Annotated in this window: 11 protein-coding genes; 3 read left to right on the top strand and 8 right to left on the bottom strand. The window is 73.5% G+C overall.

Annotation, left to right across the window (positions count from 1 at the left end):
* Nucleotides 1-6 precede the first annotated feature (6 nt).
* The 8 genes from ftsW to rsmH all read right to left on the bottom strand — a co-directional run bounded on the left by ftsW (nucleotide 7) and on the right by rsmH (nucleotide 10,688).
* Nucleotides 7-1,371, bottom strand: a complete 1,365-nt coding sequence (gene ftsW / locus AQJ30_RS10875; RefSeq protein ID WP_067231846.1) for a putative lipid II flippase FtsW — start codon at nucleotides 1,369-1,371, stop codon at nucleotides 7-9.
* Between the two features lie 102 nt (nucleotides 1,372-1,473).
* Complete coding sequence (gene murD, locus AQJ30_RS10870) at nucleotides 1,474-2,910, bottom strand: UDP-N-acetylmuramoyl-L-alanine--D-glutamate ligase (RefSeq protein WP_067231844.1); 1,437 nt, start codon at nucleotides 2,908-2,910, stop codon at nucleotides 1,474-1,476.
* Entirely contained in the window at nucleotides 2,892-3,965 is a 1,074-nt protein-coding gene (gene mraY, locus AQJ30_RS10865; RefSeq protein ID WP_211278958.1) for a phospho-N-acetylmuramoyl-pentapeptide-transferase, read from the bottom strand. The genes murD and mraY overlap by 19 nt, the downstream gene beginning before the upstream one ends.
* On the bottom strand, nucleotides 3,962-5,377 hold the full coding sequence (locus tag AQJ30_RS10860) for a UDP-N-acetylmuramoyl-tripeptide--D-alanyl-D-alanine ligase (protein ID WP_067231839.1): 1,416 nt from the start codon (nucleotides 5,375-5,377) through the stop codon (nucleotides 3,962-3,964). Before AQJ30_RS10860 ends, mraY begins: the two co-directional genes overlap by 4 nt.
* Nucleotides 5,378-5,381: 4 nt before the next feature.
* A complete protein-coding gene (locus AQJ30_RS10855) occupies nucleotides 5,382-6,899 on the bottom strand; it encodes a UDP-N-acetylmuramoyl-L-alanyl-D-glutamate--2,6-diaminopimelate ligase (RefSeq protein ID WP_067231836.1) in 1,518 nt (505 codons plus the stop codon).
* Between the two features lie 214 nt (nucleotides 6,900-7,113).
* Nucleotides 7,114-9,084 carry a peptidoglycan D,D-transpeptidase FtsI family protein gene (locus AQJ30_RS10850; protein ID WP_079083965.1) on the bottom strand — a complete coding sequence of 657 codons (1,971 nt, stop codon included), beginning with the start codon at nucleotides 9,082-9,084 and terminating at the stop codon, nucleotides 7,114-7,116.
* On the bottom strand, nucleotides 9,081-9,719 hold the full coding sequence (gene ftsL, locus AQJ30_RS39305; protein WP_425424137.1) for a cell division protein FtsL: 639 nt from the start codon (nucleotides 9,717-9,719) through the stop codon (nucleotides 9,081-9,083). Before ftsL ends, AQJ30_RS10850 begins: the two co-directional genes overlap by 4 nt.
* A 12-nt stretch (nucleotides 9,720-9,731) precedes the next feature.
* Nucleotides 9,732-10,688 carry a 16S rRNA (cytosine(1402)-N(4))-methyltransferase RsmH gene (rsmH, locus tag AQJ30_RS10840; protein ID WP_079083964.1) on the bottom strand — a complete coding sequence of 319 codons (957 nt, stop codon included), beginning with the start codon at nucleotides 10,686-10,688 and terminating at the stop codon, nucleotides 9,732-9,734.
* 658 nt (nucleotides 10,689-11,346) lie between these two features.
* Here rsmH and AQJ30_RS10835 point away from each other — a divergent pair.
* The 3 genes from AQJ30_RS10835 to AQJ30_RS10825 are packed head-to-tail and all read left to right on the top strand — an operon-like array spanning nucleotide 11,347 to nucleotide 16,294.
* Nucleotides 11,347-12,396 carry an AAA family ATPase gene (locus AQJ30_RS10835; protein ID WP_067231828.1) on the top strand — a complete coding sequence of 350 codons (1,050 nt, stop codon included), beginning with the start codon at nucleotides 11,347-11,349 and terminating at the stop codon, nucleotides 12,394-12,396.
* A complete protein-coding gene (locus tag AQJ30_RS10830) occupies nucleotides 12,393-13,775 on the top strand; it encodes a DUF58 domain-containing protein (protein ID WP_067231825.1) in 1,383 nt (460 codons plus the stop codon). Before AQJ30_RS10835 ends, AQJ30_RS10830 begins: the two co-directional genes overlap by 4 nt.
* Nucleotides 13,775-16,294: a transglutaminase TgpA family protein gene (locus AQJ30_RS10825; RefSeq protein WP_067232645.1), complete on the top strand. Its 2,520-nt coding sequence runs from the start codon at nucleotides 13,775-13,777 to the stop codon at nucleotides 16,292-16,294. Before AQJ30_RS10830 ends, AQJ30_RS10825 begins: the two co-directional genes overlap by 1 nt.
* Nucleotides 16,295-16,301: the final 7 nt, after the last annotated feature.

Genomic DNA, 16,301 nt, shown 5'->3' with positions numbered 1-16,301 from the left:
CGAAATTCACCGCTCTCCGGACGAACGCGCCGCCGAGGCACGCCGTCGCATCGTGTTCCATCTCCGGGGACGTCGATCGGAACGAGTGCCCCCGGTCCCCCGCTTTCTACCAAAGCGGGGTTGCCGCATCGCAAGCGCCGCCCGCGCAGCGGGCTCGTCACGCGCGAACGCGATCAACAGCCCGATGGCGAACATGGTCGGCAGCAGCGCGGACCCCCCGTAGGAGAACAGCGGGAGGGGGACGCCGGCGATCGGCAGCAGGCCGAGCACCGCACCGATGTTGATCACGGCCTGCGCCGTGATCCAGGTGGTCACGCCTCCCGCGGCATACCTCACGAAGGGGTCCTCCGTGCGACCGGCCACGCGGATACCCGCATAGCCTAGAGCCGCGAACAGGGCGAGCACCGACAGCGTCCCCGCCAGGCCCAGTTCCTCACCGGTGACGGCGAAGATGAAGTCCGTGTGGGCCTCGGGGAGTTGTCCCCATTTCTCCACACTCGCCCCCAGTCCGGAACCGAAGATCCCGCCCGAGGCCAGGGCGTAGATGCCGTGCACGGCCTGCCAGCAGTCGGCGGCGCCGGACTTGGGCTCGGTGGCGCCGATGCAGGCCAGCCGGGCCATCCGGTTGGGGCTGGTCTTGATCAGGATCACGCCGAGCACCCCGGCGATCGACAGCACCCCGACGAACAGCCGGGTCGGCGCACCGGCCAGCCACAGCAGGCCGAACAGGATCGCGGTGAGGATGATCGCGGTGCCCATGTCACCGCCGAGCATGATCAGCCCGAGCAGCAGGAAGGCGACCGGGACGAGCGGCACCAGCATGTGCTTCCACTGCGTGAGCAGCTTCTTGTCCTGTTTGCGGGCCAGCAGGTCGGCGCCCCACAGCACCAGGGCGAGCTTGCCGAACTCGCTGGGCTGGATCTGGAAGGAGCCGCCGAGGGAGATCCAGTTCTGGTTGCCGTTGACCGCCATCCCTATCCCCGGCACCTGCACCAGGGCCATCAGGAAGACCGCGCCGGCCAGGATCGGGTAGGCCAGCGCCCGGTGCAGCCGGACCGGCATCCGCGAGGCGACCAGCAGCAGTCCGGCGCCGATCGCGGCGGCCAGGAACTGTTTGCGGAAGAAGAACGACCCGGGCAACGACATCTGCAGCGCGGTGATCTGGGAGGCCGAGTAGACCATCACCAGCCCCAGCACGGTGATCAGCAGACTGCCGCCGAGGATCAGGTAGTAGGCGGTCAGCGGCCGGTCCCAGGCCCGGCGGGCGCGGGTGTACGTCCGCAGCACGGGGTTCTCGCGCGGCGCCCGCGGGGCGGCGGGCCGCCGCACGGCCCGCTGGACGGGCGGTCCTCCGGTACGGCTACCGGCCATCGGCGCTCACCGCCCGGGTACCCGAGCCGGCTGGTCCCAGCGACATCCGAGTCACGCGTCCCTCCATGGGTCCCGAGCGACTGTCGCGGCCGAGACCCGCCGTCAGGCGCCCGCGCCGAGTTCGCGGACCGCCTCCGCGAACGCGTCACCGCGCTTGTTGTAGTTGGCGAACATGTCCATGGAGGCACAGGCCGGGGCCAGCAGCACCGTGTCGCCGGGCTGCGCCAGCCGTGCCGCCTCCTGGACGGCCTGGAGCATCGCCCCAGTGTCCGTCCGGTCGAGGTCCACCACGGGGACTTCGGGGGCGTGTCGCGCGAGCGCCTCCCGGATCAGCGCCCGGTCGGCGCCGATGAGGACGACACCGCGCAGCCGCCCGGCGGAGCGGGCGACCAGTTCGTCGAACGTGGCGCCCTTGGCCAGGCCGCCGGCGATCCACACGATCGACCCGTACGCGGCCAACGAGGCTTCCGCGGCGTGGGTGTTGGTGGCCTTGGAGTCGTCGACGTACGCCACACCCTCCACGTCCGCGACGTGGGCGATGCGGTGGGCGTCCGGGGTGAAGGCCCGCAGGCCGTCCCGCACGGCCTGCGGCGGGACCCCGAAGGCGCGCGCGAGGGCCGCCGCGGCAAGGGCGTTGGCGATGTTGTGCGGGGCCGGCGGGTTCACGTCGGAGACCTCGGCGAGCTCCTGGGCGCTCTCCCGCCGGTTCTCCACGAACGCGCGGTCGACCAGGATGCCCTCCACGACGCCGAGTTGGGAGGGGCCGGGGGTGCCGAGGGTGAAGCCGATGGCCCGGCAGCCCTCCTCGACGTCGGCCTCGCGCACCAGGTCCTCGGTGGCCTTGTCGGCGACGTTGTAGACGCAGGCGACCTGGTTGCCCTCGTAGACGCGGCCCTTGTCGCGGGCGTACGCCTCCATGGAGCCGTGCCAGTCGAGGTGGTCCGGGGCGAGGTTGAGCACCGCCGCGGAGTGGGCGCGCAGCGAGGGCGCCCAGTGCAGCTGGTAGCTGGACAGCTCCACCGCGAGGACGTCGTACGGCTCCTCGCCGAGGACCGCGTCGAGCAGCGAGACGCCGATGTTGCCGACGGCCGCGGTGCGCAGGCCGGCCGCCCGCAGGATGGAGGCCAGCATCTGCGTGGTGGTGGTCTTGCCGTTGGTGCCGGTGACGCACAGCCAGGGGGCCACCGGCTTGCCGGGGACGGTGCCGCGCAGCCGCCAGGCCAGCTCCACGTCGCCCCAGACCGGCACGCCGGCCCGCTCGGCGGCGAGGAACAGCGGCTTGTCGGGCTGCCAGCCGGGGGCGGTGACGACGAGTTCGGTGCCCTCGGGCAGGGTGGCGCCGTCGCCGAGGCGCACGGTGACGCCGAGCGCCTCCAGTGCGGCGGCCTGCTCCCGTGCGCGTGCGTCGTCGCCGTCGTTGACGACGGTGACCCGCGCGCCGAGCCCGTGCAGCACCTTGGCCGCCGGGACGCCGGAGACGCCGAGCCCGGCGACGGTGACGTGCTTCCCCTGCCAGTCGGTCACTTGTCCGCTGCCCATCCCGCGTAGAAGAGGCCCAGTCCGACGATGACGCAGATGCCCTGGATGATCCAGAAGCGGACCACGACCAGGACCTCGGACCAGCCCTTGAGTTCGAAGTGGTGCTGCAGTGGCGCCATCCGGAAGACGCGCTTGCCGGTCAGCCGGAACGAGCCGACCTGGATGACCACCGACATGGTGATCAGGACGAACAGACCGCCCAGGATGGCGAGCAGCAGCTCGGTGCGGGAGCAGATCGCGAGGCCCGCGAGCACACCGCCGAGCGCGAGCGAACCGGTGTCGCCCATGAAGATCTTGGCCGGCGAGGTGTTCCACCACAGGAAGCCGAGGCAGGCGCCCATCAGGGCGGCCGAGACCACGGCGAGGTCCAGCGGATCGCGCACCTCGTAGCAGGCGTTGGGGTTGGTGAGGGTCTCGCCGTTGGCGCAGGACTCCTGGAACTGCCAGACGCCGATGAAGGTGTAGGCGCCGAAGACGAGGACGGAGGCGCCGGTGGCCAGGCCGTCCAGGCCGTCGGTGAGGTTCACGCCGTTCGACATCGCGAGGATCATGAACAGCGCCCAGACGACGAACAGCACCGGGCCGATGGTCCAGCCGAAGTCGGTGATGAACGACAGCTTGGTGGACGCCGGGGTGTTGCCGCGGGAGTCGGCGAACTGCAGCGACAGCACGGCGAAGGCGATGCCGCCGAGCAGCTGGCCGGCCATCTTCGCCTTGGCCCGCAGGCCCAGCGAGCGCCGCTTGACGATCTTGATGTAGTCGTCGAGGAAGCCGACCAGGCCCATGCCGGCCATCAGGCCCAGCACCAGCAGACCGGAGTAGGTCGGCGGGTAGCCGGTGATGAGCTTCGACAGGAAGTAGGCCGCGATCGTGGCCAGGATGAAGGCGATGCCACCCATCGTCGGCGTACCGCGCTTGCTGGCGTGCTCGCGCGGGCCGTCGTCCCGGATGTACTGGCCGTACCCCTTGCGCGCCAGGAGCTTGATCAGCAGCGGCGTGCCGATCAGCGTCAGGAACAGACCGATGACACCGGCGAACAGGATCTGCTTCATCATCGGGCGGAAACCTCACCCTCGGCACCGGTCTCGAGCAGCGCCTGCGCGACGCCCTCCAGGCCGACCGAACGGGACGCCTTCACGAGGACGACGTCCCCCGGGCGCAGCTCGCTGCGCAACAGGTCGACCGCCGCCTGTGCGTCGGACACGTGCACCGACTCCTCACCCCACGAACCCTCGTTATATGCGCCCAGTTGCAGCCAGGAGGCTTCGATCCCCCCGACCGCGACGAGCTTGCTGACGTTGAGCCGGACGGCGAGCCGTCCGACCGCGTCGTGCTCGGCGAGAGCCTCGTCCCCGAGCTCGGCCATCTTGCCGAGCACCGCCCAGGTCCGCCGCCCCCTGCCCATGGCCACCAGCGCGCGCAGGGCGGCCTTCATGGACTCGGGGTTGGCGTTGTAGGCGTCGTTGACGATGGTCACGCCGTCCGGGCGCTCGGTGACCTCCATGCGCCAGCGGGAGAGGGAGTCCGCCTCGGAGAGCGCGGTGGCGATCTCTTCCGCGGACATGCCCAGCTCATGGGCGACGGCGGCCGCGGCGAGCGCGTTCGACACGTGGTGCTCACCGTACAGGCGCATGGTCACATCGCTTGCACCGGAGGGTGTGTGAAGTCTGAAGGCGGGCTGTCCGCTGTCCGTGAGTCGCACGTTCTCGGCGCGAACGTCCGCTTCGTCGGACTCTCCGAAAAGGACCACCTTCGCCTTCGTACGGGAGGCCATGGCCCGGACCAACGGGTCGTCGGCGTTGAGGACCGCGGTGCCGCCCTCCTCGGCCGGCGGCAGGGCCTCCACCAACTCGCCCTTGGCCTGGGCGATCTGCTCCCGGCCGCCGAACTCGCCGATGTGGGCGCTGCCGACGTTGAGGACGAGGCCGATCCGGGGCGGGGTCAGCTCGGTGAGGTAGCGGATGTGGCCGATGCCGCGCGCGCCCATCTCCAGCACCAGGAAACGGGTTTCCTCGGTGGCGGTCAGCGCGGTCAGCGGGAGCCCGATCTCGTTGTTGAGGGAGCCGGGGGTGTAGACGGTGGGCGCCTTGCGCTGCAGCACCTGGGCGATGAGGTCCTTGGTGCTGGTCTTGCCGGCGGACCCGGTGAGGCCGACGAGGGTCGCGCCGAGGTCGGTGACGACGCGGCGGGCGAGGGCGCCGAGGGCCCGCTGGACGTCGTCCACGACGATCGCGGGGACGCCGACCGGGCGTGCGGCCAGGACGGCGACGGCGCCGGCCCGGACGACCTGTTCCGCGAAGTCGTGGCCGTCGACGCGTTCGCCGACGAAGGCGACGAAGAGGCTGCCGGGCACCGCCTCGCGGGAGTCCCGGACGACCGGTCCGGTGACCTGCACGGACGGATCCGGTATGTCGTGGGTCTGCCCGCCGACGACTTCTGCGATCTCGGCGAGGGAGAGGGCGATCACAAGTTCATCCCTGGGTCTTCTGGATAGCTTCGCGAAGCACCTGGCGGTCGTCGAACGGACGGACCACCCCGGCGATGTCCTGGCCCTGTTCGTGGCCCTTGCCCGCGACGAGCACGGTGTCCCCGGGCTGCGCGCGGGCCACGGCGGCGGCGATCGCGGCCGCCCGGTCCTCGAACAGCACGACCTCGCCGCGCTCGTGCGCGGGCACGGAGGCTGCGCCCTCGAGCATGGTGGCGAGGATCGCGAGGGGGTCCTCGGAGCGGGGGTTGTCGGAGGTCAGCACGGCGGTGTCGGCGAGCCGCGCGACGGCGGCGCCCATCGGCGCCCGCTTGGTCCGGTCGCGGTCGCCGCCGCAGCCGAGGACGACGTGCAGCCGGCCCTTGGTGACCTTGCGCAGGGCCTTGAGGACCGACTCGACGGCGTCGGTCTTGTGGGCGTAGTCGACGACCGCGAGGTACGGCTGTCCGGCGTCCACCCGCTCCAGGCGGCCCGGTACGCCCGGCACGGCGGCGACGCCGTCGGCGGCGGCCTGCGGGTCGAGCCCGGCCGCGGCGAGGGCGACGATCGCGGCGAGGGTGTTGGCCACGTTGAACGGGCCGGGCAGCGGCGACCTGGCCGCGATCCGCTCGCCCTGCGGGCCCACCACGGTGAACGTCGAGTCCATCGGGCCGATCCGGACGTCCTCGGCGCGCCAGTCGGCGTCCGGGTGGCCCTCGGCGGAGTAGGTGACGACCGGGACGGTCGCCTCCCGGACCAGCCGGCGGCCGTGGTCGTCGTCGGCGTTGACCACGCCGAGCCTGCTGCGCCGCGGCGTGAACAGCTGCGCCTTGGCCCGGAAGTAGTCCTCCATGTCGGAGTGGAACTCCATGTGCTCCGGGCTCAGGTTGGTGAAGACGGCCACGTCGAAGACGCAGCCGTCCACCCGGCCGAGGACCAGGGCGTGGCTGGAGACCTCCATGGCGACGGCCTCGACGCCGCGTTCGCGCATGACGGCGAACAGCGCCTGCAGGTCGGTGGCTTCCGGGGTGGTGCGCTCGGACTTGATGCGCTCGTCGCCGATGCGCATCTCGACGGTGCCGATGAGACCGGTGCTGCGCACGGTCTTCAGGCCGCCCTCGACGAGGTAGGCGGTGGTGGTCTTGCCGGAGGTGCCGGTGATGCCGATCTGGAGCAGGTCGCGGCCCGGCCGGCCGTAGATGGTGGCCGCCAGTTCGCCCATCCGTCCGCGCGGGTCGTCGACCACGAGGACCGGCAGGCCGGTCGCGGCGGCGCGTTCGGCGCCGGCCGGGTCGGTGAGCACGGCGGCGGCACCGAGGCCGGCGGCCTGGGTGACGAAGTCGGCGCCGTGGGCCCGGGCCCCGGGCAGGGCGGCGTACAGGTCGCCGGGGCGCACGGCGCGGGAGTCATGGGTGATCCCCGTGACGGCGGCGGCTCCGTCGGTGGCGGTACCCAGCTGGTCGGCCAGCTCCGCGAGGGGTGTGGCGGAGGGCCGCTCCGGCCGGGGCAGTCCCGGGTAGGTCACAGGATGCCCCTTCTGGGTGGTTCGGGACTGATCAGCGTGTGGCACGGCGGTGAGCGTACCGGGCGCACCCGCCTGCGGGCGAAGCGAGGCCGCTCGCGGGCGGTGGTCATCGGGATCGGGAGTGATCATGGTCACGGGCTGGATCCTGGCTGTTCGGCGCTGAACGGAAGGGTCGGGAGGGCGGGGAGGGCGGGGACGGCCGTGCCGTCGGGGGTCAGGGGGCGAAGGACACCGGCAGGTTCGCGGGCCTGCCGCCGGTCGGCGGGACCTGGAGGGTCTTCAGGGCGAACTCCATCACCTGCTTGTAGATGGGGCCGCAGATCTGGCCGCCGAAGTAGCTGCCCGCGGTGGCGTTCTGGATGGCGCAGTACACCGTGATCCGCGGGTTGTCGGCGGGGGCGAACCCGGCGAACGACGACGTGTAGCCGCGGTACTTGCCGGTGGCCGGATCCACGCGGTTGGCCGTGCCGGTCTTGCCCGCCACCCGGTAGCCGGGGATGCGGGCCTTGGTGCCGGTGCCCTCCCGGTCGTCCACCACGGACTCCAGCATCCGGGACAGCTCCTTGGCCGTCTTCGCGCTGACCACCCGCGTCTTCTCGGGAGCGGGGGCCGGGGTGAAGTGCCCGTCGGGGCCCTTGGTCCCGCGCACCAGGGTGGGCTGGACGCGGACGCCGCCGTTGGCGATCGTCGAGTACACGGACGCCGCCTGGACGGCGTTGATGGACACGCCCTGGCCGAAAGGAATCGTGTACTGCTGCGAGGTGGACCACTTGGCGGGCGGCGCGAGGATGCCCTTGGTCTCGCCGGGGAAGTCGAGGCCGGTGTAGCTGCCGATGCCGAACTTGCGCAGGTACGAGTAGAGGACCTGGTTGGCCTGCGCCTGGGTCTTGCCGAGCTGTCCGGTGGCCAGGATGGTGCCGATGTTCGACGACTTGGCGAGCACGCCGTTGAGCGTGAGGTACCAGGTCGCGTGGTCGACGTCGTCCTGGAAGAGCCGGTCGCCGCGGTGCAGCCGGTTGGGCACCGTGACGTGGGTGAGCGGGGTGGCGGCGTCCTCCTCCAGCACGGCGGCCATCGACATGACCTTGGCGGTGGAGCCGGGCTCGTACGCGTCCTGGAGGGCCGCGTTGCCGAGCGCGGCGGGGTTCGCGGAGGACAGGTCGTTGGGGTCGAAGCCGGGCGAGTTGGCCATCGCGAGGATCTCGCCGGTGCGCGCGTCCTGGACGACGACGTAGCCGCGGTCCGCCTCGGACTTGGCCACCTGCTCGGTGATGGCGTTCTGCGCGGCCCACTGGATGTCGCGGTCGATCGTCAGCTCGACGTCGGCGCCGGGCACGGCGGGTGTCTCGGCGGAGCCGACGGTGGGCACCTGCCGGCCGCCGGACTGGGCGTAGCGGATCTTGCCGTCCTTGCCGGAGAGCGTGGAGTTCAGCTGCTGCTCGACACCGCCGCCGCCCTTGCCCTCGGCGTTGACCCAGCCCAGTATCCCGGCGGCGAGCTCGCCGTTGGGGTACACGCGCTTGGTGCTGGGCACGGAGAAGACGCCCGCGAGGACGTTGACGGTGGAGCGGTCGGTCCTGGCCTTGGCGGCGAGGGCGCTCTTGAGGTCCTTGATCTGCTTCCAGACCTGCGGGGTCTGCCGTCCGGCGAGCTTGGTGTAGCGGGTGTCGGGGTTCTTCGGCCGCAACTTCCCCACCAGGGCGGACTGTTCCTGGCCGAGGATCGGCGCGAGGAGGGCGGCCGCCTGCTCGGGGCCGTCGTCGACCTTGAGCTGGGCGCGGCTGAACATCGTGGGGTCGGCCGTGATGTCGTAGGCGTCCTCGCTGGTGGCGAGGGCGACCCCGGTGCGGTCGGTGATCGCGCCGCGCTCGGCGGCCAGCACCTGCCCGACGTACCGGTTCTGGTCGGCCTTGGCCGCGTAGGTGCTCGCGTCGACGGCCTGCACCTGGAACAGCCGCAGCACGAAGGCGGCCAGGACCAGGGTCAGCGCGAGGCCCACCATGCGCAGCCGGGGCCGGGGGCTGCCGAGCTTGATGACGCGCGGGGCGCCCGGGCGGCCCGGCGCCGGGCGGCGCGCGGGCCGGGCGCCGGGGCCCGGGCGGCGCTGCGCGGAGGCGGGGCGGGCGGGGCCGGGCACGCGTCGGCGCGGCGGCTGCCTGCGGGAGGGGTCGACCACTTCCGTCACCTGCCGGGGGTCGGAGTCGGGGACGTGCGGGACAGGGGGGCCGCGCCGGGCACGGTGGCTTGCGCGGGACCGCCGGCGTCGGCGGACCGGTCGGTGGAGGTCTGGCCGGTGGCGGCTTGGCCGGTGCCGGCGTCCTGGCCGTCGTCGGCGGAGCCGCCGGAGTCGTCGGTGGTGGCGGGCTGCGGGCTCGGCGAGGTCTGTTCGAGGGTCTGCCCGAGCGTGATGGCCTCCGGCGGCCGGACGTACGCGGAGTCGCCGTCGGACTGCGCGGCGGGCGAGGGGACGCCCTTCACGGTGCCGTCGGGGTCCAGGAAGGCGGGGTCGCCGCCGGGGACCATGCCGAGTTCACGGGCGCGGCGCTGGAGGGCGTCCGGCGCGGAGTAGGAGTCGATGTCGCGCTGGAGGGCCTGCTCCTCGTCGGTGAGGTTCTTGGTGTCCCGCTGGAGGTCGTCCATCTGGAACGCGCCTTCACTGAGCGCGGAGTTGAGCACCAGCAGACCGATCAGTCCGCCGCCGAGGAGGAGGACGACGAGCAGGACGAAGGGCGTGCGGGCGGCCTGGCGCGGCCGGCCCGGCAGCAGCCGGGCGAGCCGTGCGGCCCGGCCCTTGAGGCGCGGTTCCCTACTCACTGGCACGGTGCGGATCCCTCACTCGACGTCCTCCCTGATGCGCTCGGCCCCGCGCAGCCGCGCCGGGGCGGCCCGCCGGTTCTCGGCGATCTCTTCCTCGGTGGGAAGTTCGGCACCGCGCGTGAGCAGCTTGAGCCGGGGCTGGTAGCGCTCGGGGACGACGGGCAGCCCGGGCGGCGCGGTGGACGCGGCCCCGGCCGCGAAGACCTGCTTGACCAGCCGGTCCTCCAGCGAGTGGTACGACAGCACGGCGATCCGCCCGCCCACCGCGAGGGAGCGCACCGCGGCCGGGACCGCCCGCTCCAGGACGGAGAGTTCGCCGTTGACCTCGATGCGCAGCGCCTGGAAGGTCCGCTTGGCCGGGTTGCCGCCGGTGCGCTTGGCGGCCTGCGGAAGGGCGTCCCGGATCAGCTCGACGAGCCGTGCGCTGGTGGTGAAGGGCTCCTTCTCGCGCTCCCGCACGACGGCCGCGACGATCCGCTTGGCCTGCTTCTCCTCGCCGTACGCGCGCAGGATGCGGACCAGTTCGCCGGGCGGGTAGGTGTTGAGGACCTCGGCGGCGCTCATGCCGGTCGTCTGGTCCATGCGCATGTCGAGCGGGGCGTCCTGGGCGTAGGCGAAGCCGCGGTCGGCCTCGTCGAGCTGCATGGAGGAGACGCCGAGGTCGAACAGCACCCCCTGCACGCGCGCGATGCCGAGCCGGACCAGCACCTCGGGCAGTTCGTCGTAGACGGCGTGGACGAGGGTGGCCCGCTCGCCGTACGGGGCGAGCCGCTCGCCGGACAGGCGCAGGGCCTCCTTGTCGCGGTCCAGGGCGACCAGCCGGGCCTCGGGGAACCGGGCGAGCAGCGCCTCGCTGTGCCCGCCGAGGCCGAGCGTGCAGTCCACGACCACCGCGCCGGGCTCGCTCAGCGCGGGGGCCAGCAGGTCCAGGCATCGCTGGAGCATCACCGGGACGTGTCGACTGCTGCTCAAGGGGCCCTCTCAGATCCGGCGGGCGGTCCGCACCGCCGGGTCCCCGCCCGCACCGTGAAGGGAAGGCCCGCCGGCGCCGGGAGGCGTCAGCCGACCGGGGGCGGGAGGAGGCCGAGCCGTACGTACGCGCCGCGCACGCGGGGAGACGCCCGGTCACGCCGGGGCCTCACGGGGGACGTCAGTCCAGCAGGGAGGACCGCGCCTCCCGCTTCGCGCAACTTTAGTCCACCCCGTCTCGCGGTCAATCAACCGGCCCGCGCGTGGCGGCCGTCGGACCCGGGAAGCGCGGCGGTGGGCGAATCCACTCCTCCGGACGGCCCGGCACCACTCCTGTGGGGTACCTCACAGGACCCACGGGGCCCCGGGACCAGGACGGACGACGCCCCTCGCGACGCGTGCGCGCGACGCCTGCCCCGCGCGCGCGACGCCCGCCGCCCCGCGGGACGCTGTCGGTTCGCCGTCACCGGCGGGACCAAAAGCCGCGGAGCCTGACATAACGCGGGCAGTTGTCCACAGTCGAGTGACACGAATCGGTAACGGCAGCAAGAATGCGGGTGGAGCGCCATGCGGAACTTTTCCCGCGTGCCGTCCGTGTTCGGGGTGGGCCGGCCGCAGCGCGGAGGGCCGGCCCGGAGGAAGAACGGGCCGAGGAGGGCCGGTGACGACCTATGACGAGCGAGCGAGCCTCACGGATCTGACTGCCACTGTGGAGCGCATCCGCAGTTCGGTGGAGGGAGTGATCGAGGGCAAGCCCGAGGTCGTACGGCTTTCGCTGACCGTGCTGCTCGCCGAGGGGCACCTGCTGATCGAGGACGTCCCCGGCGTCGGCAAGACGATGCTGGCCAAGGCGCTGGCGCGGTCGATCGACTGCTCGGTGCGGCGCATCCAGTTCACGCCCGACCTGCTGCCCTCGGACATCACCGGGGTGTCCATCTGGGACCAGCAGCGCCGGGACTTCGAGTTCAAGCCGGGCGCGATCTTCGCGCAGATCGTCATCGGCGACGAGATCAACCGCGCCTCGCCGAAGACCCAGTCGGCGCTCCTGGAGTCCATGGAGGAGCGCCAGGTCACCATCGACGGGCAGTCCTACGAGCTGCCGAGCCCGTTCATGGTGGTGGCCACGCAGAACCCGGTCGAGATGGAGGGCACCTACCCGCTGCCCGAGGCCCAGCGCGACCGCTTCATGGCCCGGCTGTCCATCGGCTACCCCAGCCCCGAGGCCGAGCTGCAGATGCTGGACGTGCACGGCGGGGTGAACCCCCTGGACGACCTCCAGCCGGTCGCCCACGCGCACGAGATCGTCAAGCTGGTCGACGCGGTGCGCGGGGTCCACGTCGCCGAGACGGTCCGGCGCTACGCGGTCGACCTGGTCGCCGCCACCCGCACCCACCCCGACCTCAGACTCGGCGCGTCGCCCCGCGCGACGCTGCACCTGCTGCGCGCGGCGAAGGCCTCCGCGGCCCTCGGCGGCCGGGACTACGCCCTCCCGGACGACCTCCAGCAGCTCGCCGTGCCGGTGCTGGCCCACCGCCTGCTGCCCACGGCGCAGGCGCAGCTCAACCGCCGCACCGCCGAGCAGGTGGTCGAGGAGATCCTCCAGCGCACGCCGGTCCCCGCGGCCCCCCAGCACCCGCAGGACTACGGCCTGGGCGGCGGCCGCGGCGGCCCGCAGGGGTACGGCCAGCAGCCGCCCCGGAGGCTCGGATGACGCTCGGCGCGGCCTCCGCGGACACCGGCCGGAGCGACCGGTCCGGCGGTGTGCGCACGGCCCTGGCCGGCCTGACCACCCGCGGCCGCTCCTTCCTCGCGGCGGGGGCGGCGGCTGCAGTCTGCGCCTACGTCCTCGGCCAGCCCGACCTGCTGCGGGTCGGGATGCTGCTGGCCGCGCTGCCGCTGATCTGCGCGGCCGTCCTCTTCCGCACCCGTTACCGGGTGGCGGGCAGCCGCCGCCTCTCCCCCGGGCGCGTGCCCGCGGGCAGCGAGGCCCGCGTCCACCTGCGGATGGACAACGTCTCGCGGCTGCCCACCGGCCTGCTGATGCTCCAGGACCGGGTGCCCTACGTGCTCGGTCCGCGCCCCCGCTTCGTGCTGGACCGGGTGGAGGCGGGCGGCCGCCGCGAGGTGTCCTACCGGGTCCGCTCCGACCTGCGCGGCCGCTACCCCCTGGGCCCGCTCCAGCTGCGCCTGACGGACCCCTTCGGCATGTGCGAGCTGACCCGCTCCTTCTCCAGCTCCGACACCCTGACCGTGATCCCGCGCGTCGAGGCGCTGCCCCCGGTGCGGCTGGCCGGCGAGGCCAAGGGGTACGGCGACGGCCGGCAGCGCTCGCTGGCGCTGGCCGGCGAGGACGACGTCATCCCGCGCGGCTACCGCTACGGCGACGACCTGCGCCGGGTGCACTGGCGCTCCACCGCGCGCTACGGCGAGCTGATGGTGCGCCGCGAGGAGCAGCCCCAGCGCTCCCGCTGCACGGTGCTGCTCGACACCCGGGGCCTGGCCTACCACGGTGCCGGCCCGGACTCGGCGTTCGAGTGGGCGGTCGGGGGTGCCGCGTCGGTGCTGGTGCACATGCTGGAGCGGGGCTTCTCGGTGCGGCTGCTGACCGACACCGGCAACTCCGTGCCCGGCGAGGGCGCCGACGGGTTCGCCGGGGCCAACCAGGAGTCGGCCGACGCGGCCGGGCTGATGATGGACACCCTCGCGGTGATCGACCACTCCGACGGCACGGGCCTGTCCCGCGCCTACGACGTGCTGCGCGGGGGCAACGAGGGGCTGCTGGTGGCCTTCTTCGGCGACCTCGACGAGGAGCAGGCCGCGGTGGCCGCCCGGATGCGCCAGCGCAGCGGCGGCGCCGTCGCCTTCCTCCTCGACAGCGAGGCGTGGGTGCGTGAACCGATCACCCCTTCCGAACCGATGAAGGGGCAGGAAGAGCGGCTGCGGATGCTGCGCGAGGCCGGCTGGACCGCGCTGGGCGTGCCCCGGGGCACCTCCCTGGAAGCACTGTGGCGCCAGGCGGACCGGGAGCGCAGCGGCGTGGTCACGGCGGCGGGCGGCACGGCGGGCAGGGGCGGAGGGGGGACGGCATGATCAGCGGACGGGCCCGGGTGACGGTGTGCGCGTGGGCGGCCACCCTGATGACGGCCACCGCCCTGCTACCCCTGATCGACCCCGCCACCTGGCTGCTGCAGGCGGCCTTCCTGCTGGCCGTCCAGTCCGGGGTGGGCGCGGCGACCCGCCGGGTGCCGCTGGCCCGCCCGCTGACGGTGGCCGCGCAGGCACTGGCCACCGTGCTGCTGCTGACCCTGGTCTTCGCCCGGCCCTACGCGCTGGGCGGACTGGTCCCCGGCCCGCAGGCGCTGCGGCACCTCGGCGACGTGCTCCAGTCGGGCACGACCGACGTCCAGCAGTACGCCATCCCGGCCCCGCTGACGGACGGCATCCGGCTGATGCTGGTCGGCGGGGTGCTGCTGGTCGGCCTGGTGGTGGACACCCTCGCGGTCACCTACCGCAACGCCGCACCGGCCGGGCTGCCGCTGCTCGCGCTGTACTCGGTGGCCGCGGGCCTGTCCGACGGGGCGGCGGACTGGCTGTGGTTCGTGGTGGCCGCGGCCGGTTACCTGATGCTGCTGCTCGCCGAGGGCCGTGAGCGGCTCGCGCAGTGGGGGCGCGTCTTCGGCGGCGCCCCGCGCACGCCCGGCGGGCCGTCCGGCCCGGTGGCGCCGGTGCGCACCGGGCGGCGCATCGGCGCGGTCGCGCTGGGCGTGGCCCTGGCGGTGCCGCTGCTGCCGCTGCCCGCGATCCAGGGCGGCCTGCTGGACGGCACGGGTGCGGGCGTCGGCACGGGCACCGGCGGCGGGGGCACCATCTCCGCGGTCAACCCGCTGGTGTCCCTGCGCGACAGCCTCAACGCCGACCAGGACCGCACGGCGCTGACCCTGCGCACCAGCACCGACGACCTCTCCGACATGTACCTGCGGATCGTGTCGCTGGACGACTTCGACGGCACCACGTGGAAGCCGGCCAAGCGGCACATCGTCGAGGTCCCGGACCGGCTGCCCACGCCCGCGGGCCTCGGCCCCGACGTCAAGCGCGGGCAGGTCACCACCCGGATCCGGGCCGCCGACTGGTACGCCCAGGACTGGCTGCCCATGCCCTACCCGCCGAGTGACGTGCGCGTCGGCGGCAAGTGGCGGTACGAACCGGTGGGCATGACCCTGGTCGGCGACCACGGTGAGAACACCCGCGGCAAGACCTACGAGGTGAAGAGCCTCGAGGTGCGGCCGACGGCGCAACAGCTGGCGTCCGCGCCGAAGGCCCCCCGGTCGCTGCGCGACGAGTACACCAAGGTCCCCGATTCGGTGCCGGCGGTGGTGCACCGCACGGCCCGCGAGGTCACCGAGGGCGCGTCCGACGACTACGAGAAGGCGGTCGCCCTCCAGGACTACTTCGCCTCGACCGGCGGCTTCCAGTACGACACGGAGGTGGAGGTCGGCACCGGCCCCGACGCGATCGCCCGCTTCCTGCGCGACAAGCAGGGCTTCTGCGTGCACTTCTCGTTCGCGATGGCGGCGATGGCCCGGACGCTGGGCATACCGGCCCGGGTCGCGGTCGGCTTCGCTCCGGGCTCCCCGCAGGCGGACGGCACGGTGGCGGTCAGCCTGAAGGACGCCCACGCCTGGCCCGAGCTGTACTTCGAGGGGATCGGCTGGACCCGCTTCGAGCCGACGCCCACCCGCGGGACGACGCCTCCCTACACGCTGCCGGACACCTCCGGCGACGCGGTCCCGGACCTGCCGCAGGCCTCGCGCTCGGCGGAGGCGGCCCCGTCGACGGCGCCCTCGGCGAGCGCCAGCTGCTCGGCCGACGACAAGAAGCTGGAGGGCTGCGCGGGCGCGCTGCCGCTGGACTCCGGGCAGCAGGGGGGCGGGGGCACCCCGTGGTACCGGATCGCGGTGTGGAGCGTGCTCGGGCTCCTGGCGCTGGGCGTGCCGCTGCTGCCGATGCTGTGGCGGCTGAGGCGGCGCTCGGTGCGGCTGGCGTCCGCCCAGCACGCGACGGCCACGGCCGGTGCGCCGGACCGGGCGTTCGAGGGTCCGGCGGGCGCGGTGCGGTTCGACGCCTACGACCCGCTCGGCCCGGGTGCGCCGACGGACGCGGCGTCGTGGGCGGTCACCGAGGCGGCCGTGGCCCACGTGCTGGCGGTGTGGCGCGAGCTGATCGACACGGCCTGGGACTACGGCATCGTCCCGGACGACGCCCTCACTCCGCGCCGGGCCGCTGAGCGGATCGTGCGGATCGTCGGGCTGGACGCGACGACGGCCGGGTCGGTGTACCGGGTGGCGGGCGCCGTGGAGCAGGTGCTGTTCGCGCCCCGCCCGCGGGCCGAGACGGGGCTGGCCCAGGACGTGCGCCTGGCACGGGCGGCCCTGCGGGCCCGGTCCGGCCGGTGGACCCGGGTACGGGCGGTGGTCGCGCCGCGGTCGGCGGTGCGGACGGTCTGGGAGCTCTCCGACCGCTGGACGGCCCGCAGGGAGGACTGGGCGGTTCGCTGGACGGCCCTGACCCAGCGGCTGCGGCCGCCGCGCGGCCGGCAGCAGAACGGCTGACGGGCCC

This window comes from Streptomyces longwoodensis, assembly GCF_001514125.1.
Taxonomy (GTDB): Bacteria; Actinomycetota; Actinomycetes; order Streptomycetales; family Streptomycetaceae; genus Streptomyces; species Streptomyces longwoodensis.
This window is presented reverse-complemented; position numbering and strand designations above follow the sequence as displayed.